The 17,986-nt window shown below is 67.2% G+C and carries 27 protein-coding genes; 8 read left to right on the top strand and 19 right to left on the bottom strand.

All coding sequences use genetic code 11. The annotated features are described in order from the left end of the window. Positions 1–242: 242 nt before the first annotated feature. The 14 genes from E2F46_RS17425 to E2F46_RS06120 form a co-directional block, all read right to left on the bottom strand. Positions 243–1,250, bottom strand: coding sequence for a major capsid protein (locus E2F46_RS17425; protein WP_165967363.1), 1,008 nt, complete (start codon positions 1,248–1,250; stop codon positions 243–245). Next, positions 1,250–1,750 carry a hypothetical protein gene (locus E2F46_RS17420; RefSeq protein ID WP_165967362.1) on the bottom strand — a complete coding sequence of 167 codons (501 nt, stop codon included), beginning with the start codon at positions 1,748–1,750 and terminating at the stop codon, positions 1,250–1,252. The genes E2F46_RS17425 and E2F46_RS17420 overlap by 1 nt, the downstream gene beginning before the upstream one ends. After that, the gene (locus E2F46_RS17415) at positions 1,747–2,091 is read right to left on the bottom strand and encodes a hypothetical protein (protein ID WP_165967361.1); all 345 of its coding nucleotides are present in this window, start codon (positions 2,089–2,091) and stop codon (positions 1,747–1,749) included. The genes E2F46_RS17420 and E2F46_RS17415 overlap by 4 nt, the downstream gene beginning before the upstream one ends. 93 nt (positions 2,092–2,184) lie before the next feature. Continuing rightward, positions 2,185–2,424 carry a helix-turn-helix domain-containing protein gene (locus E2F46_RS06170; protein WP_133321212.1) on the bottom strand — a complete coding sequence of 80 codons (240 nt, stop codon included), beginning with the start codon at positions 2,422–2,424 and terminating at the stop codon, positions 2,185–2,187. A gap of 1 nt (position 2,425) precedes the next feature. Next, a complete protein-coding gene (locus tag E2F46_RS06165; RefSeq protein ID WP_133321211.1) occupies positions 2,426–2,704 on the bottom strand; it encodes a hypothetical protein in 279 nt (92 codons plus the stop codon). Beyond that, entirely contained in the window at positions 2,701–3,015 is a 315-nt protein-coding gene (locus E2F46_RS06160) for a hypothetical protein (protein ID WP_133321210.1), read from the bottom strand. Before E2F46_RS06160 ends, E2F46_RS06165 begins: the two co-directional genes overlap by 4 nt. Beyond that, complete coding sequence (locus E2F46_RS06155; RefSeq protein WP_133321209.1) at positions 3,012–3,278, bottom strand: hypothetical protein; 267 nt, start codon at positions 3,276–3,278, stop codon at positions 3,012–3,014. Before E2F46_RS06155 ends, E2F46_RS06160 begins: the two co-directional genes overlap by 4 nt. A gap of 2 nt (positions 3,279–3,280) precedes the next feature. Further along, positions 3,281–4,072, bottom strand: coding sequence for a phage antirepressor KilAC domain-containing protein (locus tag E2F46_RS06150; RefSeq protein ID WP_133321208.1), 792 nt, complete (start codon positions 4,070–4,072; stop codon positions 3,281–3,283). Beyond that, positions 4,069–4,641, bottom strand: coding sequence for a hypothetical protein (locus tag E2F46_RS06145; RefSeq protein ID WP_133321207.1), 573 nt, complete (start codon positions 4,639–4,641; stop codon positions 4,069–4,071). The genes E2F46_RS06150 and E2F46_RS06145 overlap by 4 nt, the downstream gene beginning before the upstream one ends. Before the next feature lie 244 nt (positions 4,642–4,885). Beyond that, on the bottom strand, positions 4,886–5,134 hold the full coding sequence (locus tag E2F46_RS06140) for a DNA-binding protein (RefSeq protein WP_133321206.1): 249 nt from the start codon (positions 5,132–5,134) through the stop codon (positions 4,886–4,888). 34 nt (positions 5,135–5,168) lie between these two features. Continuing rightward, complete coding sequence (locus E2F46_RS06135) at positions 5,169–5,768, bottom strand: hypothetical protein (RefSeq protein WP_133321205.1); 600 nt, start codon at positions 5,766–5,768, stop codon at positions 5,169–5,171. Further along, positions 5,765–6,073 carry a hypothetical protein gene (locus E2F46_RS06130; RefSeq protein ID WP_133321204.1) on the bottom strand — a complete coding sequence of 103 codons (309 nt, stop codon included), beginning with the start codon at positions 6,071–6,073 and terminating at the stop codon, positions 5,765–5,767. Before E2F46_RS06130 ends, E2F46_RS06135 begins: the two co-directional genes overlap by 4 nt. Then, positions 6,063–6,308 (bottom strand): hypothetical protein, encoded by a 246-nt coding sequence (locus E2F46_RS06125; protein ID WP_133321203.1) that lies wholly within the window; start codon positions 6,306–6,308, stop codon positions 6,063–6,065. The genes E2F46_RS06130 and E2F46_RS06125 overlap by 11 nt, the downstream gene beginning before the upstream one ends. A gap of 64 nt (positions 6,309–6,372) precedes the next feature. Further along, entirely contained in the window at positions 6,373–7,728 is a 1,356-nt protein-coding gene (locus tag E2F46_RS06120) for a tyrosine-type recombinase/integrase (protein WP_133321202.1), read from the bottom strand. Between the two features lie 437 nt (positions 7,729–8,165). Here E2F46_RS06120 and E2F46_RS06115 point away from each other — a divergent pair, with 437 nt between their 5' ends. Next, on the top strand, positions 8,166–8,609 hold the full coding sequence (locus tag E2F46_RS06115) for a DUF6491 family protein (RefSeq protein WP_133321374.1): 444 nt from the start codon (positions 8,166–8,168) through the stop codon (positions 8,607–8,609). Positions 8,610–8,616: 7 nt separating this feature from the next. Here the strand turns inward: E2F46_RS06115 and E2F46_RS06110 are convergent, their stop codons facing one another. The 3 genes from E2F46_RS06110 to ftsY all read right to left on the bottom strand — a co-directional run bounded on the left by E2F46_RS06110 (position 8,617) and on the right by ftsY (position 11,459). Continuing rightward, a complete protein-coding gene (locus tag E2F46_RS06110; RefSeq protein ID WP_133321201.1) occupies positions 8,617–8,886 on the bottom strand; it encodes an oxidative damage protection protein in 270 nt (89 codons plus the stop codon). A 199-nt stretch (positions 8,887–9,085) separates the two neighbouring features. Continuing rightward, positions 9,086–10,168: an A/G-specific adenine glycosylase gene (mutY, locus tag E2F46_RS06105; RefSeq protein WP_133321200.1), complete on the bottom strand. Its 1,083-nt coding sequence runs from the start codon at positions 10,166–10,168 to the stop codon at positions 9,086–9,088. Positions 10,169–10,229: 61 nt separating this feature from the next. Then, complete coding sequence (gene ftsY, locus E2F46_RS06100; RefSeq protein ID WP_425599805.1) at positions 10,230–11,459, bottom strand: signal recognition particle-docking protein FtsY; 1,230 nt, start codon at positions 11,457–11,459, stop codon at positions 10,230–10,232. On the opposite strand from ftsY, the gene rsmD reads away from it, so the two are divergent. The 7 genes from rsmD to E2F46_RS06065 all read left to right on the top strand — a co-directional run bounded on the left by rsmD (position 11,419) and on the right by E2F46_RS06065 (position 16,575). After that, entirely contained in the window at positions 11,419–11,991 is a 573-nt protein-coding gene (rsmD, locus tag E2F46_RS06095; RefSeq protein ID WP_133321198.1) for a 16S rRNA (guanine(966)-N(2))-methyltransferase RsmD, read from the top strand. The genes ftsY and rsmD overlap by 41 nt on opposite strands. A 62-nt stretch (positions 11,992–12,053) precedes the next feature. Continuing rightward, positions 12,054–12,557, top strand: coding sequence for a pantetheine-phosphate adenylyltransferase (coaD, locus tag E2F46_RS06090; RefSeq protein ID WP_133321197.1), 504 nt, complete (start codon positions 12,054–12,056; stop codon positions 12,555–12,557). 61 nt (positions 12,558–12,618) lie between these two features. Beyond that, positions 12,619–13,095: a hypothetical protein gene (locus E2F46_RS06085; RefSeq protein ID WP_243720324.1), complete on the top strand. Its 477-nt coding sequence runs from the start codon at positions 12,619–12,621 to the stop codon at positions 13,093–13,095. 145 nt (positions 13,096–13,240) lie between these two features. Further along, a complete protein-coding gene (locus tag E2F46_RS06080; protein WP_133321195.1) occupies positions 13,241–13,495 on the top strand; it encodes a YfhL family 4Fe-4S dicluster ferredoxin in 255 nt (84 codons plus the stop codon). Further along, the gene (gene ggt, locus E2F46_RS06075; RefSeq protein ID WP_133321194.1) at positions 13,492–15,237 is read left to right on the top strand and encodes a gamma-glutamyltransferase; all 1,746 of its coding nucleotides are present in this window, start codon (positions 13,492–13,494) and stop codon (positions 15,235–15,237) included. Before E2F46_RS06080 ends, ggt begins: the two co-directional genes overlap by 4 nt. A gap of 37 nt (positions 15,238–15,274) precedes the next feature. Then, positions 15,275–16,177 (top strand): MBL fold metallo-hydrolase, encoded by a 903-nt coding sequence (locus E2F46_RS06070; RefSeq protein WP_133321193.1) that lies wholly within the window; start codon positions 15,275–15,277, stop codon positions 16,175–16,177. Beyond that, positions 16,174–16,575: an MAPEG family protein gene (locus E2F46_RS06065; protein WP_133321192.1), complete on the top strand. Its 402-nt coding sequence runs from the start codon at positions 16,174–16,176 to the stop codon at positions 16,573–16,575. The genes E2F46_RS06070 and E2F46_RS06065 overlap by 4 nt, the downstream gene beginning before the upstream one ends. 9 nt (positions 16,576–16,584) lie before the next feature. Here E2F46_RS06065 and E2F46_RS06060 read toward each other — a convergent pair whose 3' ends face one another. Beyond that, positions 16,585–16,950, bottom strand: a complete 366-nt coding sequence (locus tag E2F46_RS06060) for a helix-turn-helix transcriptional regulator (protein WP_243720323.1) — start codon at positions 16,948–16,950, stop codon at positions 16,585–16,587. A gap of 309 nt (positions 16,951–17,259) precedes the next feature. Beyond that, entirely contained in the window at positions 17,260–17,892 is a 633-nt protein-coding gene (gene upp, locus E2F46_RS06055) for a uracil phosphoribosyltransferase (protein ID WP_133321190.1), read from the bottom strand. Between the last annotated feature and the right edge of the window lie 94 nt (positions 17,893–17,986).

Below are 17,986 nucleotides of genomic sequence, written 5' to 3'. Positions count from 1 at the left end.
CCGAGTGCCACGAGCTGGCGCGCGAGCTTGGCGACGTCCTCGTTCCCGTCGGCCTCGATCAGGAACCTCAGGACTTCTTCGTACACGTTGCGTGTAGACATGCGATCCGGCCGGATTGGGTGTGGTGTGCCAGCTCACCCCCGCTACAGGACTATTGCCAAGAGGATGCGCAGGGCGCTGGCTGCCGGTGTTGTTTGCGCCACCGCCGGCTGGGCGCTTGCTGGACCTGCAACCAACGCTGATCAGGTACGACGGCCCTGAATGAGGGTGCGCGGACGCGTGCAGTAGCTGAGCGGGTTCGACTCGGCGTAGACCTGCACCCAGCGGCCGGCCTGATCCGGCACGACGCGCGCGTAGTAGGGGAGCCCGATCGCATTGACCGTGTCGATGAAGTTGCCCGGCGCGAAGACCGTCTTGAACACGCCCGGGGTGGCGACCGGGAAAAAGTGCGCTTTGTCGTTATCGACGAACTGGATGGTGCCGACCCGGCCGCGGTACTCCTCGAACGTGATGCCGGCGTAGAAGAAGGTGCGGCGTGCAGTGCGCTCCCGCAGGGCTTCGCCGTTGTTCCAGCGCTGGTAAGCCTCGCGCGTCTCCGGATGGTCGACCAAGGCGTCGAAGAAGGCCGGACCGACAAAGGAATGGACGCCGCCGAGGGGCAGGGCGCCGAGTTCGTCTTCCATCGCACGGATCACCGCGCTGCACTTGCCGCGGACCGCTCCAGGCGCCGGGCTGGCCGCGTCGAGGTCGAAGTCGATCTCGGTCGGCTGGCTCACGTTGAAGAACTCGAACAGGTCGATCAGCTCGGATCCGTCGGCGTCGAGGACGCGGCCTTTCAGCGCGCCCAGCCGCTGCCATTCGATGGTCACGTCCATCGACGTGCGCATCTCGGTCATCCGTTCCGCGAGCACCGTCTGCGCGGTCTCGAGCTCGGCTTCAGTACCGAATCGGCGGGCATCCTGCAGCGTGGCCGCGTAGATGGTGGTGCGCATCGGTAGGTGGAGGGTCGAGAGTTGGCGCAACGTCCGGCCGCCAGTCAGATGGGGCGTCGACGGCGCGCCTCGCGGCTGGGTCGGGACCAGGCGAAGCACCCCCTCGCGCGCCTCGATGTTGGCCTTGGTGGTGTTGATACCGCCCTCTTCGAAGAGCTGCATGCTCTGGATGCGAGTGGGCACGAAGGGGAGGTCGTTGATCTGGCTGGTGAGGCTCGCCAGAGTGAAGGCGTCGCGTTCGAATACGTCGAGCAACATCAGAGTTCTCCAAGAATGATCGCCGGATCTGCATCCGGGCGACGATGGACGTTGAGACCGGAAACTTCGGCCTGGGTGATCAGTGCCTCTTCCTCGATCTCGGCTTCCCGCAGTTCCGCGGTCAGCGCTTCGATGCGTTCGGCGCGCTCGCCCTGGGCGGGGCCGCGGAGGTGATCGCTGCCCTTGATCAGCTTCTTCAACAGCTCGTGCATCCGCTTCGGCTCCAGCGCACAGAACAGGTCGAAGGCCGATGGCTCGATGCTGCTTCCGTCCTGGTCGACCGGCCAACCGATGCGTGCACTGGTCGACGCGTGGATGAGGTGGGAGAGGATGCGATCGGTCTGCGCGCCAGCGGCATGCGCGGCGATCATGGCGGTTGCCTTCTCGGCAGCTTCGTCGTCGCTCAGGGGGGCGCGCCGCTGCGCGTCCAGCTCGAGTTGCAGTTCGCCGATGCGTTGGCGGATATCGGCGACGGCTTGGGGCGTGCTGAACATGATCATGCCCGGACCTCCAGCGGGTCCGAACCGACGCCGTGCTCTTTGCACCATGCGGTAAGACGGTCGACGGTATGCCCCAGCGCGCGCGCGTCCTGTCCAAGTACCTGCCGACGGGCGCGGAGATCGTCGACATCGGCCGCTAGCTTTGCTAGCTTCGCGGCAGCGGCCTGGTACTGGTCACTGTCGGGTACCAAAAGCCCCACCTCGACGCGCTCCTCGAAGTTCTGGCGCTTCTCCTCGAGGTCGTTGACCAGGCGGGTGATCTCTTCGTCCATGCCGGCGATCATCTGGCGGATGCCGATGCGCAGGCCGGCGAGGCGTTGCAGTTTTTCGGGTCGGGCCATGGATGAGGATCAGACACGCAATCGCAGCGCGCGCGTAGTACCTAAGTGGCCGGGTTTGGCCGGGTTCGGGACCCGGTGGCCGTGTTTGGCCGACTACCTGTCGCCGGCGACCCCGTTGGCTTCGATGAAATGCAGCACATCCGCCAGCGCGTACGTGACCCTCCCACGGATTCTGGTGAAGGGGATTACCACCTCACCTGCAGCGCGCCACGTGCGCAAGGTCTTCTCTGAGCGCCCCACGATCGTGCTCACCGCGTCAGGCGCGACCCTTCCGTCTGGGCTTACCCAGAATCCTGCGGCCTCCAGCCGCGCCCTGAGTTCATCGATCGACATGTCAGTGCTTCGCCGCCCATGCCGATTCAGCGCGCGCCGACGCGATCGGCTTCATCCGGCCGCCTGCGTCGATCAGCACCAGGTCAATCTGAGGCGCCCCGCCGGCTGTGACGATGACCACCACCAAGCGATCACCAGCGGCGAGGGCATCGAACACGCCCGCCGCGGCCGCGTCATCATGCTTCGCTAGCGTTGCTACCTGGTCTTCCGCCCATTGAACCGCTTGCTGCTGCAGGCCCGCCGTAGTGCCCGCGGGCGATTGGTTCTGATCTTCGCTCATTTCGCGTTCCTTGGCGTCTGGTCTGGGTAGTACTGCTCGGTGCCGTGAAGGCGGCTGGTGACGGTGTCAATCCACGCATCCATTGCGCGCTGGTCGAAGTACAGCTGCCGCGAGGCCTTGGCCGCGCCCAACGCCTTGAGCACACCCTCGAACCCGGTGCGGGTGTACTGCATGCCTTCCCCCCAGTCCATGCCGAGCACCCGGTGCTCGGGGCAGTAGAGGATCCTCACGACGTCGTGCTGATCGTGCAGCCAGAGCGTGGTGTCTAGGAGGCTGCCGATCGTCGGCCGATCGCTGGTGAACTCGGTCATGGTGCGTCGGTCCTCCATTCGGGCAGCTGGCGCAGCACGTCATCGCTCCAGCGCGCGACGTCGGCCGCGTCGAAAGCCAGCCCTTTGTGGCGCACCTCCCCGACCAGGCGGGCGGCGTCACCGAAGGGCATGCGTGCGTACGTCCAGCCCGCCGCGGTGATGCCGCCGAAGGTGTGCGTGGTGGGGAAGTAGGCGACCCGGAACAAGCCGCTGGCGCTGGCCAGCTGCACGGCGGGGCCGAAGGCGACGGGGTGCAGGTCCATCGTCAACCCTTGGCCTGCCGCGCAGCGCGCGTGGGGCGTGCGGTGGCCGCGGCCGGCGGGGGTGGCTCAGCCCGCTCGAGCAACTCGGCGAGGCGGGCCAGGCCCTTGGGCGTCACCAGCACCTGCTCGACGATGCGTGGAGTGCCGTCGCTCCGCTCGACCGTGATAACCCGGTGCTTCAGCTGGCCCCGCGCGATCCGGGGCTGGAAGGCGAGCCAACCCCCGTGGTCGCTGCTGCGGTAGATCCAGCTGTGCTCCTTCAGCCAGGCGAAGAACGCGCTCGGGGGGATGCTCAGGACCTTCGCGGCGGCGGTGATCGAGACGGCGCCGCGTGCCTCGGCGATGCGCTCGAAGGCCGAGACATGTGCCGTCTGCTCTTCCAGCTTCTGCTTCAGCTCGATCTCGCGCTCGGTGTGCTCCAGCAGCAGGCCACGTAGGGCGGCCGGATCGTCGAGGGGCGCCAGTTGCGCCGCTGCCCTCGCTTCACGTTGCACCTGCAGGAAGGTTCGGAGGACTCGGAGGTGGAAGTGGGTGTCGATCCACGCCGCGAAGGCGATCGCCAGCTCCGCACTCGCGAACGTTCCAGCGCGCGTGCCGCCGCGGACCTTCGCCACCGCCGGAATTCCGGCTTCCAGCTCGACCGCCTCCACCAGGTCCTGCACCTGCTGGTTCGCCAGCCACACCGATGGCCGATGCTTGGGAAGCCCGCCGCTCGCGCGGTGAAGATCATTGAGCGAGTACCTGCCGTCGGCGTCGCGGCGGATAGGGGTGTCGGCGATGATGAGCGAGCTCAAGGTGCACCTCCGTTGGTACTTCTAGAAAGGTGTTCGGTTTCCGAAGCGGCGTTGGTGCTGAAACCGCGCTTAAAGGTTCGATTTCCGAAGCGGTGTTCCTCTTCAACTGACGTCCCCGCTTCGAAAATCGAAGCGGGCTTGTTCGATTTCCGAAGCGGCTTTCTTGTTTCTGGCGGCACGAACTTGGGACGTTCCTCACGCCAAAAGCCTGGCGCTGTAGTCGTGGCCGCGACTTCCAGATGACCACCGCAGTGGTCGATCGCGTGCCACGTGAGGGCGTAGAGGCTTGGCATGCCGAGCCCCCCATGCTTCGTCTGCACGAGAAGCCCGTAGTGCACCAGCTCGCGCAACGCGCGGACCTTGGCCTCTGAAGCCGGACGCTTGATCAACGCAGGCGCGAGATCGCCGTTGTTCTTCCCGCGGTACAAGCCCGCGATGTCGATCAGCAGCTTCGCTGCAGTGCCGCTGCATCGCTTCCAGTTCTCGCTCTCGAGCACGGCGTGAGGGATGGCGAGAAAGCTCCCGCCTTCCCTGCGACCTTTCTGCCGATTTCGCTTGCGCGCGCTCACGCCAAAGCTCCGGCTCGCAGTGCATTTGGAGACGCCGTGTCCGCTTCGGAAATCGAAGCGGTGGCCGCCAGCGAAGCGCAACACGATCGCGTTCGGGTATGATCGTCGCGCAGGTCGCCGCCAAGCTCTGCGCACGCGCCCCGGCTCGCCGGGGCGTTGCTGTTTTCAGCCATCGGGCGGGCCCCTAAGCGGAAGCCGATCGCGTGGGCGCTCCAAGCCCGTTACGCTGCAGCGCGCGGATGGCTCACGCATCGTCGTGTTCCACGACATGCTTGGCGATCCAGCCGTTGATCCGCTGGCGGTCGTAGAGAACGCGATCTTCGATCCGTACGTACGGCGGGCCGCGGCGCAGGCGACGCCACCTGATCAGCGTCTTCTCGCTTCGCTTCAGGATCTTCGAAGCGGTAGCGGTGTCGACTAGGTCGACGTTGTCGCCGGTACGGCCGCCGGCCGAAAGATCGTCTTGTGCGGCGCTGTGGGATTTCTGTGGCACTGGTAGGCACTCCCGTGGGGTGCCTATTAATTGCCTATGGCTTCCGGCTAGTCATTCTGAATTTTCGCCCAGAAATAGAACCGTCTGCATTGCGCGTGCTGCGTTTGGGGGCGATGATCGGCCTCCACTTGTAGTACGCCGCCCGCACAGTCTCGAACGAGCAGGACATCTCAGCGGCGACGGCGTGCATGGCGCTGGTCACCCTCTCTTTGCGCATTACTCGTGCTGCCACGGTCAGCGCGATGTTGAACTCTTTCTCGTCTCGGGGATGCCAGCCAGTGCTCCCCGGCTGCGGCGCACGGCCTGGAAGATCGAACTCGTCGTGCCATTCGCCACCTTTCAGCACGCCGAGAAGCGAATCCGCGAGCGCCTCTAGCATCCAATGCTCGATCTCTCGACCGTCCAATGCGAAATCACAGAAGCGGTTGATGATCGCCGGGTGGAAGTGGACAACATCTCCGGGCTGACTCTCGTCAGATCGCACGCGCTCGAGCAATGCATCCTCCCCAGCGCGTGCTTCTTCCGTCGTCAGATCTGGATAGACCGGCGGGTTCCATTCGAACTCGCGCATCTGAACAGGCGGGTTTGCGCCCGCCCGCTTCTTCGCGCCGCGCTTGCTGGCCTTGCCAGTCATTTCTTCAGGCTGTGCGTGCAGGCTGTGGCGCTCACGATGCGCGATAGCTGCAGTAGCACGTCGGCGGCGGCCAGGGCAGCGTCCAAGGTGCCGGCGGGGTCTTCGTCGTTTTCACCGCGGAGACGTGCAAGGCGAAGGACGGCGGCGGCGCCCGCGGCCATGTCATCGGCGATCGTGAGATAGCCGGACGGTTCGAATGCATGGGCCTCGATGCCAATCGGGAGGATGTTGCCGCAGTGCGTGAAAACTCCGCTCGTGGCAGCGAAAGTGTCGGGGCGGTCGTTGAGTACGCCTTCAGTTGCCATCGGTGCTCTCCGTTTGCTTGGCGGAGGGGTCGAGCTTCTTCACCGTGGCCATGATGTCGGTGAGCATATCTTCGGCCGCGAAGCAGGCGGCGGGAAGCGCCTCGTCGTTCACGTTTTCCAGGTTCGGGCCGGCGGCGCGGAGGGTCGAAAGGATCCCGCGGGCCTTGTATGCGAGCAGGTGGATGTCATCGAGGTGATTGATTTGATCGATGGTCGGGTACGCTGGTGTAGCCATTGTCGTTCTCCTATCGAACGGTGGTGGAAGGCGCTCCGGGTGTTCACGCACCCGGATGCGCCGCTTATCCGGCTTTCGCCGGGAACTTGATGACATTGCCTTTGGGTTCGAACAGCGCGCGCAGCTTCTTCAGCGCGGCGCGCTTCTCGTTGAGGTAGTCGTGCGCTTCGTAGTGCTTCGCCTGAACGCCGCCCAAGCCGTGGCTCAGTAGGTAGCCACGTATCTCGCGTGACACGCCAGCGGCCTGCAGGCGGGTCTCGACGGTCTTACGGATCGTGCCAGGGGTGAACAACCGCCCGACCTCGTCGGCCTCGACCATCGCGCCGGCGACGGCCTGCACCGCTTCCCAGACGACGTGGTACGCCGCCGGCGCGTCGCCGTCGGTCAGCGTGAACAGGTAGGGGCCGGGCGGCACCGTCCTGCCGGCTTCGTCCTGCCGCGGCTGGCGCATCGCCTCGAGCGCCTTCACCGCGTCCGGGAGCAGGGGGACGATGTGCTCGTGCGCGCGCTGCCGGCGGCCCTTCGTATCCCACAGGGTGATCGTCTTCGCGTCGACGTCGTAGTCGGCCGTGGTGAGCCTGGCCAACTGCTCGACGCGCTGGCCACCGGTGAGCAGATGGAACCGGAGGAGGGCGCCTGCGGCCGTGGTGTCGGCGCTGATCCGCTTCCAGTAGGCGCGCAGCTGCTCCTCGCTGAGGGCCCACTTCCGGGCCTTGGCTGCCTCCGCGGCCTTCTCAGCGGCTTCCCGCGGCCGGGAGACGTCCAGGTCCTGCAGGGGGTTCTCGCGGATCTGGAAGCCGGCGAAGGCATGCATGGTGGCGTTTGTCATGGCCCCCCGCGCGGCCGTGTACGCCGCGCGCAGGTATGCCCGCAGCTTCTGGGCCTCCCGATATTTGTCATCACGGACGAGGGCGTGGAACACCGGCATCACGTCCTTAATCTGCAACTGGTCGGCCGGCAGCTTGGCCAGCGCCTTCCGTGGAGTGATATGGCGCTTGATCGCCCGGTCGACCTCCCTCCAGCTCGCTTTGCCGGAGGTCTTCAGTTGCTCGACATAGGCGGCGAGGAGGTTGCCTAGGTTGGGAGCGTCCTTGCGGGCTCTCTTCTCGGCAGCAGCGCGCGCCTGCTTCGCTTCCTGCCACGGATCCCGGCCCAGATCGACCAACGCGCGCTTCTCCTTCGCCAGGCGCCGCGCCGCGGAAACGGAGAGCTTCGGCGCCGGGCCGTACTCACCGATGACCATGCGGCGCTCTCGGCCGCTCTCCCGGGCCACGTAGACCAACAGGAAGCGCTTGTTGCCGGTGTAGCTGGTCTGGACAGCCATGCCCCGGACAGGGCCGTTGTCGTAGTCGATCCGGATGCCCTTCGGAGGAACTGGAAGGTCCCGAATCGCTGCATCGTCGAAGACGAACTTGGCCACTCAATTCTCCGGCAGTTCTCCGGCAACTCGTGTAGTAGCCGTGTATCCCCTTTGTACGCCTATGTCCCCTTGTTGGTCAAGACATGGCGTAAATTCAGGGAGATTCGCTCCGGAGAATGGCTAGATCACTGGGGCGGCGTTGCCTGCCGGCTTCGATCACTTGGGGATTGAAAATCCCCGTGTAGGGGGTTCGATTCCCTCCCCGGCCACCATGAAATTCAAGAGTTTACGAAGCCCGCACACGTTGCGGGTTTTTTGTCGGTGCACCTGCAGTACAGGGCTGCGACCCGAACTCGCCCATTCCATGGCGTTCGACATCCGTTTGACGCCGCCGGCCATGCTGTCGGCTGAATCCGCGCCGGGCGTTCGCTTGTGAGTCACCGCGTCGGGCGCATGATTCAGGCAAGTCCCTGCACTGGATGCCTGCCATGAACGCCTTGAAGTCGATTTTGCTGGCCGCGGTCGCGACCGCTGCCTTGTCCGCCTGCGCGACGGGCGGCTTGCGCGATGCCGAGAAGCTGGACCTCTATCGCACGCACGCCGGCGATCCCGTCGGCAGCTTCAATTTCTTCGGGCGCCTCAATGGCTGGACGCCGCTGGGCGACAGTGCGCTGGCAGTGTGGACCCGGCCGAACGAGGCCTTCCTGCTGGAGTTGTCCGGCCCCTGCCAGGACCTGCCATTCGCCACCGCGATCGGGTTGACCAGCAGCGCCGGCCGCGTGCACGAGCGGTTCGACCGGGTGCTGGTGCGCAGCACCGGCAGCATGAACATTCCGTGCTTCATTCGCACGATCCGCCCGCTCGACGTGAAGGCGGTACGCATGTCCGAGCGCGAGCTGCGCGAGGCGCGCACCGAGGAGCGCGAGGCCGCGTCGGACTGAGCTGCGATCAGCCCTCCGGCACGTAGCCGGCGGGCTTCTCGGCGCCGCCGCCGAACAGGAACTTCCGCATCTCGTCTTCCAGGAAGGCGCGGTGCTTGGGGTCGAGTGGCGACAGCCGGTTCTCATTGATCAGCATCGTCTGGTGCGCCAGCCATGCCGCCCACGCGGTCCTGCCGATCGACGCGTACACCCGCTTGCCCAGTTCGCCCGGCCAGGGCACGAAGTCGAGGCCATCGGTCTCGCGCTGTTCGTATTCGCAGAAGACAGTACGTGGCATGGCGTGTGTTTCCAGTCCAGGGGCTGCCATTGTAGGAGCCGGCCGAGCCAGCCGTTGTCCACGACCCCTGCGTCGACCACCGCGCCGCCACGCGTGATGAGGTTGAATCGCCCGGGATGCGGCGCTCCTGCAGGAACGGATCATGCCCGCGACAGGATTGCGCGGGCGATCCATTCCCGGTCGCATCGAAGGAATGTTCCTACGAGAGGTCGGCTTCCAGCAGCTTGCGGATCGGCGCGGGAATGCCGAGCGATTGCAGTTCGTCCCGAGAGACCCAACGCAGGTCGGCGGCATCCCGCACGGCGTTGCGTGGCGCGACGCCGCGCCAGTGCAAGGGCAGCATCGTCAGCCGGTAGTGGGTGAAGCCGTGGGCGATCGCGCCGAGCGTGCGTGCATTGGTGCCGTGGGCATCGACATGCGCATCGATCCATGCTTGCGCATCGGCGTGTGAATCGGCTTCCGGTAGCGACCATAGCGCGGCCCAGATGCCGGTCGGCGGACGCCGCTGCAGCAGCACGCGCCCTTGCGTATCCGTCGACAGCAGTACATGGCACTGTCGCTCGGGCAGCGGCTTGCCGGGTTTTGGCGTGGGCAACTCGCCCACGCGGCCTTCACGCAGGGCGACGCAATCGTCTTGCACCGGACACCTCACGCAGGCCGGGTCATGCCGGGTGCAGAGCGTCGCGCCGAAATCCATCTGCGCCTGCGTGTAGTCCGCCATGCGCGCATCCGGCAGCAGGCTTCCGGCAATGCGCCACAACTGCTTCTCGACGGCCGGCGTGCCCGGCCAGCCGGCGATGCCGTGATGCCGGGCCAGCACGCGCTTGACGTTGCCGTCGAGGATCGGGAAGCGATCGCCCCAGGCCTGAGACAGGATCGCGCCCGCGGTGCTGCGCCCGATGCCGGGCAGGGCGAGCAGGGCGTCGAAATCGCGTGGCAGTTCGCCGCCGTGCAGTTCGATGCAGCGCTGCGCCGCCGCATGCAGGTTGCGTGCGCGGGCGTAGTAGCCCAGGCCCGACCACAGCGCGAGCACGTCGTCGAGCCGTGCTTCGCCCAGCGCACGCACGCTTGGCAAGGCAGCGACGAAGCGTTCGAAGTACGGGGCCACCACGCGCACCTGCGTCTGCTGCAGCATGATTTCCGACAGCCACACGCGGTACGGCGTGCGCGGATGCTGCCACGGCAGGTCGTGGCGGCCGTGGAGGTCGAACCAGGCCAGCAGGCGTTCGGCATAGGCAGGGGGGTGCGGCGTCACGGACGACTTACTCCATGGCCGGGCCATCGGGCAGGCCCCCATCCGCCCGCCGGGCACCTTCCCCCGCGGGCGGGGGAAGGGAAGGCGCTCATGCGCTGCCCAGCGCTTCGGGCAGCAGCGCATCCACGAAGGCTTCGGCATCGAACACGCGCAGGTCTTCCGGGCGTTCGCCAATGCCGGCGTAGCGGATCGGGATGCCGAACTCGCGCGCCAGTGCGAACACCACGCCGCCTTTTGCGGTGCCGTCCAGCTTGGTTACGACCAGGCCTGTCACGGTGGCCGCGGCATGGAACTGGCGCAGTTGCGAAAGCGCGTTCTGGCCGGTGGTGCCGTCGATCACCATCAGCACTTCGTGCGGCGCCGCGGGGTCGATCTTGCCCAGCACCCGGCGGATCTTGCCCAGCTCCGCCATCAATCCCTGTTGCGTGTGCAGGCGGCCGGCGGTGTCGGCGATCAGCACGTCCACGCCGCGCGACTTCGCCGCCTGCAGCGCATCGAACGCGACCGAGGCCGGATCGGCATCCTGGCCCTGTGCGACCACGGCCACGCCGTTGCGTTCGCCCCAGGCCTGCAGCTGCGCGACCGCGGCGGCACGGAAGGTGTCGCCGGCGGCGAGCATCAACGCACGGCCCTCGTCCTTGTAGCGCTTGGCCAACTTGCCGATGGTGGTGGTCTTGCCGACGCCGTTGACGCCGACGGTGAGGATCACGAAGGGTTTGGCACCCGCATCGATCGCCAGCGGCCTGGCCACCGGCTGCAGCAGCGCGATGAGCTCGGCGCGCAGCGCGGCGAGCAGGGCGTTGGCGTCGGCGAACTCGCGCGATTTCATGCGCTTGCGCAGCCCCTCGACCAGGCCTGTCGTCGCGGACACGCCGACATCGGCCGTCAGCAGAGCGGTTTCGATCTCGTCCAGGAGCGCGTCGTCAAGGGCGGGATTGCGCGAGAACAGGCCGCCGAAGCTGCGTGCGAAGGCGCTGCCGCGCAGGCGTTCCCGCCATCCGGGCTTGCCGGGCGCGGCTGCGGGGGCGGGTTGCGGTTCTGGTAACTGTACTGGTTCCGGCCCGCGTGTCGGCTCGGGCGCTGGTGCCGCGTCGGATCCAGTGGGTACCGGCGGCACCACGATGGGCGCTGCGGGTGGTGTCTCTGGCGTGGCCTGGGTTGCGTCGCTTGCCGGCTCGGCCGGCGCTTCGGGCTTCTTTCGACGGAACCAGCTGACCATGTCGCACGCGATCGCGGAGAATGGGCACCATGGTAGCACCCGTCCCCGCGAGTCCTTGATGAAAACCGCGCGCCACGGCGGCAGCGGCAGCGTGCGCATCATTGGCGGGCGCTGGCGCGGTTCGCGCCTGCCGGTGGCCGATGCCGACGGATTGCGCCCGACCTCCGACCGCGCGCGCGAAACGCTGTTCAACTGGCTGCAGCCGGTGCTGCCGGGCGCGCGGGTGCTGGATCTGTTTGCAGGCAGTGGGGCGCTCGGCTTCGAGGCGGTCTCGCGCGGCGCGCGGGAAGCGGCGCTGGTCGAGCGCGATCCGACGCTCTGTGCCTCGCTGCGTGACAGCGCGACGCGATTGCAGGCAGGCGATGCCATCGAGGTGGTGTGTATCGATGCCTTGCGGTTCCTCCGTGACGCGGCGGCTGCACCGTTCGACCTCGCCTTCGTCGATCCGCCGTTTGCGGAGGATGCGTGGGGAGAGGTGCTGTGCGCCTTGCCTGCGGCGATGGCGGCGGTGGCGTGGCTGTACGTCGAATCCACGCCGCAGTGCAACATCACGCCGGGCGAAGGCTGGCAGCTGCATCGCGAGGGGCGCACCCGCGATGCCGCGCACCGGCTCTACCGGCGCGGCGCCTGATCGGCGTTTCACCTCGCTGTTACACTGCCCCGACCGTTGCCCAACCCATGATCGTCCGACGCATGAGCCCGGCCCGTAACCGTACCGCGATCTACCCGGGGACCTTCGACCCGATCACCAACGGGCACGTCGATCTCGTGGATCGCGCCGCGCCGCTGTTCGAGCGGCTGGTGGTGGGCGTGGCGGAAAGCCCGTCGAAGCGGCCGACCTTGCCGCTCGAGCTGCGCGTCGGACTGGCACGCGATGCGCTGGCGAAGCATCCCAATGTCGAGGTGCGCGGGTTCGATTCGCTGCTGGCGCACTTCGTGCGCGAGATGGGCGGTGGCATCCTGTTGCGCGGGCTGCGCGCGGTGTCCGATTTCGAATACGAGTTCCAGATGGCGAGCATGAACCGCCACCTGATCCCGGAGGTGGAGACGCTGTTCCTCACCCCGGCCGAGCAATATGGATTCATTTCCTCGTCGCTGGTGCGCGAGATCTCCCGCCTTGGCGGAGATGTCTCGGGGTTCGTACCGGCGGCGGTGGCCGAGGCGCTGCAGGCCGAATGGCGGCGCAATGCTGTTTGATGCACCACGACACACACACCACGTCCGTCGCGACGATCGCAGGGGTATGACAATGAAATCGATGAACAGGTTGATGCTGCTGGCTTGCCTCGTGCTGCCGTTCGCGGCATGCAAGAAGGAGGAGGAAGTCCAGGTGGAGCGCGCGCCGGTAGCCGCACCGACCACGGATGACAAGACGGAGTGGAACGCCTACCTGCAGGACCAGGTGCCGCGGCACATGGAAGGCATCACCACCAATCCCTTCATCTACCGCGTGCCCGCCGAGACCAACCCGGACGATCCGGAAGAGTTCAACCGCCTGCAGGAAAAGGCGCAGCAGGACGTGGCCCGCGGCATCGTCAAGGGCAACATGCTGGCCTATGCCGGTCGCGACCCCGCCAGGACCGCCGACCTCGTGGTCACCGCGTTCGCGGACGTGCCGCCGGGCAGCATGAACGGCGTGCGCGTGCTCTACATCGGCGACGCGGCCAACAGCGAGCGCGTCAAGGCGGCCGTGGAGCCGGCCGGCGTAGAGTACGTGTTCGTCCAGGCCCGGTAACGCGCTCCAGGCGCCCGGCCACCGGGCGCGCAGGATGGCCAGCCTCCGGCCCACGAAGCCCGCGCAAGCGGGCTTCGTCGTTTCCGGCGGCCGCCGTTGCGCAGGTGGAACGCGACGGCGGCTGGTGCGGCCTTACAATGCGGGCATGTCGCTGAAGATCAACGAGCTTTGCGTCAACTGCGATGTCTGCGAGCCGGTGTGCCCGAACAAGGCGATCGCGCAGGGCGAGACCATCTACGTGATCGATCCGGCGCTGTGCACCGAATGCGTGGGCCACCATGACGAGCCGCAGTGTGTCGTCGTGTGTCCGGTGGAATGCATCGATCCCGACCCCGACCATCCCGAAACCCAGACCGAACTGCTGGCCAAGCTGCGCCGGCTGTCCGGGGAGGCCGCATGAAGCCATCGAAGTCCCTGCTGTTCGCGCTGCTGCTGTCGCTGCTGTGCACCCCGCTCGCCGTTGCCCGCGACCACGCGCCGCAGGAACGACCGCCCGGCCACGCCGTCGCGTCCGCGCATGCGCTGGCGACCGAGGCCGGGCTGGAGATCCTGCGCGAAGGCGGCAATGCCTTCGATGCGGCGATCGCGGTGTCCGCGGCGCTGTCGGTGGTCGAGCCGATCTCGTCCGGCATCGGTGGCGGCGGCTTCTTCCTGATGCATGACGCCAGCAGCGGCCGCGACGTCTTCATCGATGCGCGCGAGACCGCGCCGGCGGCGGCCACGCCCGAACGCTACCTCACTGCCGACGGCGAGTTCGATCGCGACCGTGCCGAAAACGGCCCGTGGGCTGCGGGTATCCCGGGCCTGCCGGCGGCATTCGTGCACATCGCCGAGCGCTACGGCAGCCTGCCGCTGTCGCAGACGCTGGCACCTGCCATCCGCTTGGCGCGCGAGGGCTTCCCGGCCTATGGACGGCTGGTGCGCGGTTACCAGGCCAAGCGCGAAGTGATGGAGCGCTTTCCCGGTACGCGTGACGTGTTCCTGGTCGACGGCCAGCCGCTCGAGGAAGGCGACGTGCTGCGCCAGCCGGATCTTGCGCGCACGCTGGAGCTGCTGGCCGAGCGCGGCTTCGACGGCTTCTATCGCGGCGAGGTGGCGGAGAAGCTGATCGCCGGCGTGAATGCCGAAGGCGGCGAATGGAATGCCGATGAGCTGGCCGCGTATGAGGTCAAGGAGCGTGAGCCGATCCGTTTCCGCTACCGCGACTGGGAGATCGTGACCGCGCCGCCGCCGTCGTCGGGTGGCATCGCGCTGGCGCAGATGCTGCAGATCCTGCAGGGCTGGGACCTGCGCGCGCTGGACGATGCCGCGCGCGTGCACCTCGTCGTCGAATCGATGCGCCGCGCCTTCCGCGACCGCACGTTCTACCTGGGCGATCCCGATTTCGTGCAGGTGCCGCAGCGGCTGCTGACCAGCCCCGACTACGCCGCCGGCCTGCGTTCCACCATCAACCCTGCACGGGCCACGCCCAGCGACCTGCTGTCCGGCGAGGCCACCCCGCTGGAAGGCAACGACACCACGCATTTCTCCATCATCGATGCGCAGGGCAACCGCGTCGGCGGCACGCAGACCATCAACCTGCTGTTCGGCTCGGGGCTGATCCCGCCCGGCACCGGCGTGCTGCTCAACAACGAGATGGACGATTTTGCGCTCAAGCCCGGTACGCCGAATGCGTTCGGCGTGATGGGGTACGAGGCCAATGCGCCGGAGGCGGGCAAGCGCATGCTCAGCTCGATGACGCCGACCTTCATGGTGTCCGCTGACCGCACCGCGGTGCTGGGCACGCCGGGTGGCACGCGCATCATCACCATGGTGCTGCTGGGCGTGCTGGGCTACGACGCCGGCCTCGATGCGCAGGCCGTCGCCGCACTGCCGCGCTACCACCACCAGTGGATGCCGGACCGTATCTCCGCCGAAGGCAATGCTTTCGATGCCGGCACCGCCGCAGCGTTGCGTGCGCTGGGCCATCAGGTCGACCTGCCTGGCGAGACGGCCGCGGGCGGCCGCGGTTCCAGCCACGTCTGGGGCAACTTCCAGACCGTGCTGTGGAACCGCGCCGATGGCACGCTGCAGGCCGGCAGCGATCCGCGCAATTCGGTCGGCAGCGGTGAAGTCGTGTTGGCGGAGCCGGTCGCGCCTTGATCGGCGTGCCGGCGTCGCAGCGCCTAGGGAGGGCGGCATGAAACTCTGGTCCATCGAAGGCAACAGCCAGAAGCTCGACGGCGGGTCCATGTTCGGCAACGCGCCGCGCACGATGTGGACGCGCTGGGTCGAGCCCGATGATCGCAACCGCATCCGCCTCGCCACGCGCGGGCTGCTGGCCACTCCGTTGAACGGGAAAACGGTGCTGTTCGAGACCGGCATCGGCGCGTTCTTCGATCCCAACATGCGCGACCGCTTCGGCGTGGCCGAAAGCCACCACGTGCTGCTCGACTCGCTGCGCGAAGCCGGCTTCGACCATACCGATATCGACGTGGTGGTACTCAGCCACCTGCACTTCGACCACGCCGGTGGCCTGCTGGCGCCGTGGCGTGCAGATGCCGAACCGGAGCTGCTGTTCCCCAACGCGACCTTCGTCGTCGGCAGGCGGCATTGGGCGCGTGCCTGCGATCCGCACCCGCGCGACCGCGCCAGTTTCATTCCCGAACTTCCGGGGCTGCTGGAAGCCAGCGGCCGGCTCGAGTTCGTGGAGGGGGGCGACCGCACGCCGTCGCTGGGCGATGCCGTGCGTTTCCACTACAGCGACGGCCACACGCCGGGGATGATGCTGGCCGAGATCGTCGGCCCTGACCTGCGCGATGGCGTGCCGCACGGCGGCGTGGTGTTCTGCGCGGACCTGGTGCCCGGGCTGCCATGGGTGCACGTGCCGATCACCATGGGCTACGACCGCAATGCGGAACTGCTGATCGACGAGAAGCAGGCCTTCCTCGACGACAAGCTGGCGCGCAACGTGCATTTGTTCCTTACCCACGACCCCGGCTGCGCGTTGGCGCAACTGTCACGCGACGAGAAGGGCCGTTTCGTCGCCATCCACCAGGTCGAGCGCCTGGCTGCCCGGTCACTCCACGGAGACGCTGCATGATTCCGCGCATCGCATTATTGGTCACGTCACTGCACGTGTTGCTTTACGTGGTGCTGTCGCTGCGCGTTGTCCTGCACCGCCGCGCGCACAAGGTGGGCGTGGGCACCGGTGGCGATGCCGCGCTCACGCGCAAGGTGCGCGTGCACGCCAACTTCGCCGAGTACGTGCCGCTGGCGTTGCTGATGCTGGCGTTGCTGGAGCTGGCCGGCATCCGCGCGGCGCTGCTGTGGACGTTCGGCATCGCGCTACTGCTCGGGCGCGTGCTGCACGCGGTGGGGCTGGGTGGATCGGCCGGTTACTCCGTCGGTCGCTTCGCCGGCACGTTGCTCACGTTCTCGACGTTGGTCGTGATGGCGGCATTCGGGGTGTGGCGCTTCGTGCTGCCGCTGACCGTGTAGCAAGCGCCATCAGCCGCGGCGGTCCGGACGGGTCGCCTCGGCCATCAGCAGCAGGGCCTGCTTGACCTCGCCGCTGGCGGCGCGGAAGGCCTGCAACATGCGACGTTCGATCGGGTCTTCCACCCATTCCGCGTCCACCGCGGCGATGTGTTCGCCGGAGGGCGACGCCGGCCCGCGACCCGTCGCCAGCCATTCCCAGGCCACGCCGGTCAGCAGGGCGATCTCTTCAAGCCGCTGGCTGGACGGACGCACGCGCACGGCGCTGCTCTCCCAGTTGGACACTGCGGCACGACTCACTCCGAGGCGGACGGCCACGTCGGCCTGTGACAGGCCCGCGCGCAGGCGGGCGGTGCGGATACGGGTGCTCAGGTTCACGGAGGGCGTCCTGCCCGGCATGACAGCAATACTGACGTGACAGGAATATTGACACAGGTTGTCAAGGATTGCTGTCGCCTCAGGCCACACTCGTTCTGCCGCCCCGGCTTGGGGTGCACGGGTCAGCAAAACTGACGGAGATCCCGCGTAGCGACACTTGTGATCGCCTGCACGTCTTGAAGAATGTGCGCGCGTTGCCGGCTTCGGCCTGCAATCGAACACGGACGTGGCACACGCAGGGACGCGCTCGAACGACAGGACCAGCTGGGCGACGGGTGTCGCCCAGCTGGTCATTCGCTGTCGTGCGGATCAATCCACCCGGGTGCCGAAGATGCGGTCACCGGCGTCGCCCAGCCCGGGCAGGATGTAGCCCTTCTCGTTGAGCCGCTGGTCGATGGCCGCGGTGTAGACCTCGACATCCGGGTGCGCCGCCTCCAGCGCTTGCAATCCTTCCGGCGCGGCCACCAGGAAAATGCCTTTGATCCGGCGCGCGCCGGCACGCTTGAGCATGTCGACCGTGGCGACCAGCGTGCCGCCGGTGGCCAGCATCGGGTCGAGGATCAAGGCGTCGCGTTCGTCCAGCCGCCCGGTAAGGCGTTCGAAGTAGGTCGCCGGTTGCAGGGTTTCCTCGTCGCGCTGCAGGCCGACCACGCTCACCTTCGCCGCGGGAATCAGCGCCAGCACGCCCGGCAGCATGCCCAGGCCCGCGCGCAGGATCGGCACCAAGGTGATCTTGGCGCCGGCGATCTTGCGCACGCTCACGTCGCCCGCCCAGCCCGGCATCGTCGCCGCCTCGGTCTCCAGGTCCGCTGTGGCTTCGTAGGCGAGCAGGGTGCCCAGCTCGGTGACCAGTTCGCGGAAGGCCTTGGTGCTGAGCGAGGCATCGCGCAGCAGGCCAATCTTGTGCTGGACGAGCGGATGGCGGACTTCGACGGTCTTCATGGCAGGCAACGGGGTGGACTGGTGCCAGCTTAAATCAGGTGCAGGCCAGCCTGCCTGTCGCCAACGCAGCAGCGCGCTTGGTCGCGATTTTTTG

This window comes from Luteimonas aestuarii, from assembly GCF_004357985.1.
GTDB classification, from domain to species: Bacteria; Pseudomonadota; Gammaproteobacteria; order Xanthomonadales; family Xanthomonadaceae; genus Luteimonas; species Luteimonas aestuarii.
The sequence above is the reverse complement of the archived record's forward strand: the minus strand, read 5'-3'. Positions and strand labels throughout refer to the sequence as shown.

Bases quoted from the DNA above. Each gene is read 5' to 3' on its own strand.
- E2F46_RS17425 (WP_165967363.1), bottom strand. From the start codon at position 1,250: ATGTTGCTCGACGTATTCGAACGCGACGCCTTCACTCTGGCGAGCCTC.
- E2F46_RS17420 (WP_165967362.1), bottom strand. From the start codon at position 1,750: ATGATCATGTTCAGCACGCCCCAAGCCGTCGCCGATATCCGCCAACGC.
- E2F46_RS17415 (WP_165967361.1), bottom strand. From the start codon at position 2,091: ATGGCCCGACCCGAAAAACTGCAACGCCTCGCCGGCCTGCGCATCGGC.
- E2F46_RS06170 (WP_133321212.1), bottom strand. From the start codon at position 2,424: ATGTCGATCGATGAACTCAGGGCGCGGCTGGAGGCCGCAGGATTCTGG.
- E2F46_RS06165 (WP_133321211.1), bottom strand. From the start codon at position 2,704: ATGAGCGAAGATCAGAACCAATCGCCCGCGGGCACTACGGCGGGCCTG.
- E2F46_RS06160 (WP_133321210.1), bottom strand. From the start codon at position 3,015: ATGACCGAGTTCACCAGCGATCGGCCGACGATCGGCAGCCTCCTAGAC.
- E2F46_RS06155 (WP_133321209.1), bottom strand. From the start codon at position 3,278: ATGGACCTGCACCCCGTCGCCTTCGGCCCCGCCGTGCAGCTGGCCAGC.
- E2F46_RS06135 (WP_133321205.1), bottom strand. From the start codon at position 5,768: ATGACTGGCAAGGCCAGCAAGCGCGGCGCGAAGAAGCGGGCGGGCGCA.
- E2F46_RS06130 (WP_133321204.1), bottom strand. From the start codon at position 6,073: ATGGCAACTGAAGGCGTACTCAACGACCGCCCCGACACTTTCGCTGCC.
- E2F46_RS06125 (WP_133321203.1), bottom strand. From the start codon at position 6,308: ATGGCTACACCAGCGTACCCGACCATCGATCAAATCAATCACCTCGAT.
- E2F46_RS06110 (WP_133321201.1), bottom strand. From the start codon at position 8,886: ATGCCACGTACTGTCTTCTGCGAATACGAACAGCGCGAGACCGATGGC.
- mutY (WP_133321200.1), bottom strand. From the start codon at position 10,168: ATGGCCCGGCCATGGAGTAAGTCGTCCGTGACGCCGCACCCCCCTGCC.
- rsmD (WP_133321198.1), top strand. From the start codon at position 11,419: ATGAAAACCGCGCGCCACGGCGGCAGCGGCAGCGTGCGCATCATTGGC.
- ftsY (WP_425599805.1), bottom strand. From the start codon at position 11,459: ATGCGCACGCTGCCGCTGCCGCCGTGGCGCGCGGTTTTCATCAAGGAC.
- coaD (WP_133321197.1), top strand. From the start codon at position 12,054: ATGAGCCCGGCCCGTAACCGTACCGCGATCTACCCGGGGACCTTCGAC.
- E2F46_RS06085 (WP_243720324.1), top strand. From the start codon at position 12,619: ATGAACAGGTTGATGCTGCTGGCTTGCCTCGTGCTGCCGTTCGCGGCA.
- E2F46_RS06080 (WP_133321195.1), top strand. From the start codon at position 13,241: ATGTCGCTGAAGATCAACGAGCTTTGCGTCAACTGCGATGTCTGCGAG.
- ggt (WP_133321194.1), top strand. From the start codon at position 13,492: ATGAAGCCATCGAAGTCCCTGCTGTTCGCGCTGCTGCTGTCGCTGCTG.
- E2F46_RS06070 (WP_133321193.1), top strand. From the start codon at position 15,275: ATGAAACTCTGGTCCATCGAAGGCAACAGCCAGAAGCTCGACGGCGGG.
- E2F46_RS06065 (WP_133321192.1), top strand. From the start codon at position 16,174: ATGATTCCGCGCATCGCATTATTGGTCACGTCACTGCACGTGTTGCTT.
- upp (WP_133321190.1), bottom strand. From the start codon at position 17,892: ATGAAGACCGTCGAAGTCCGCCATCCGCTCGTCCAGCACAAGATTGGC.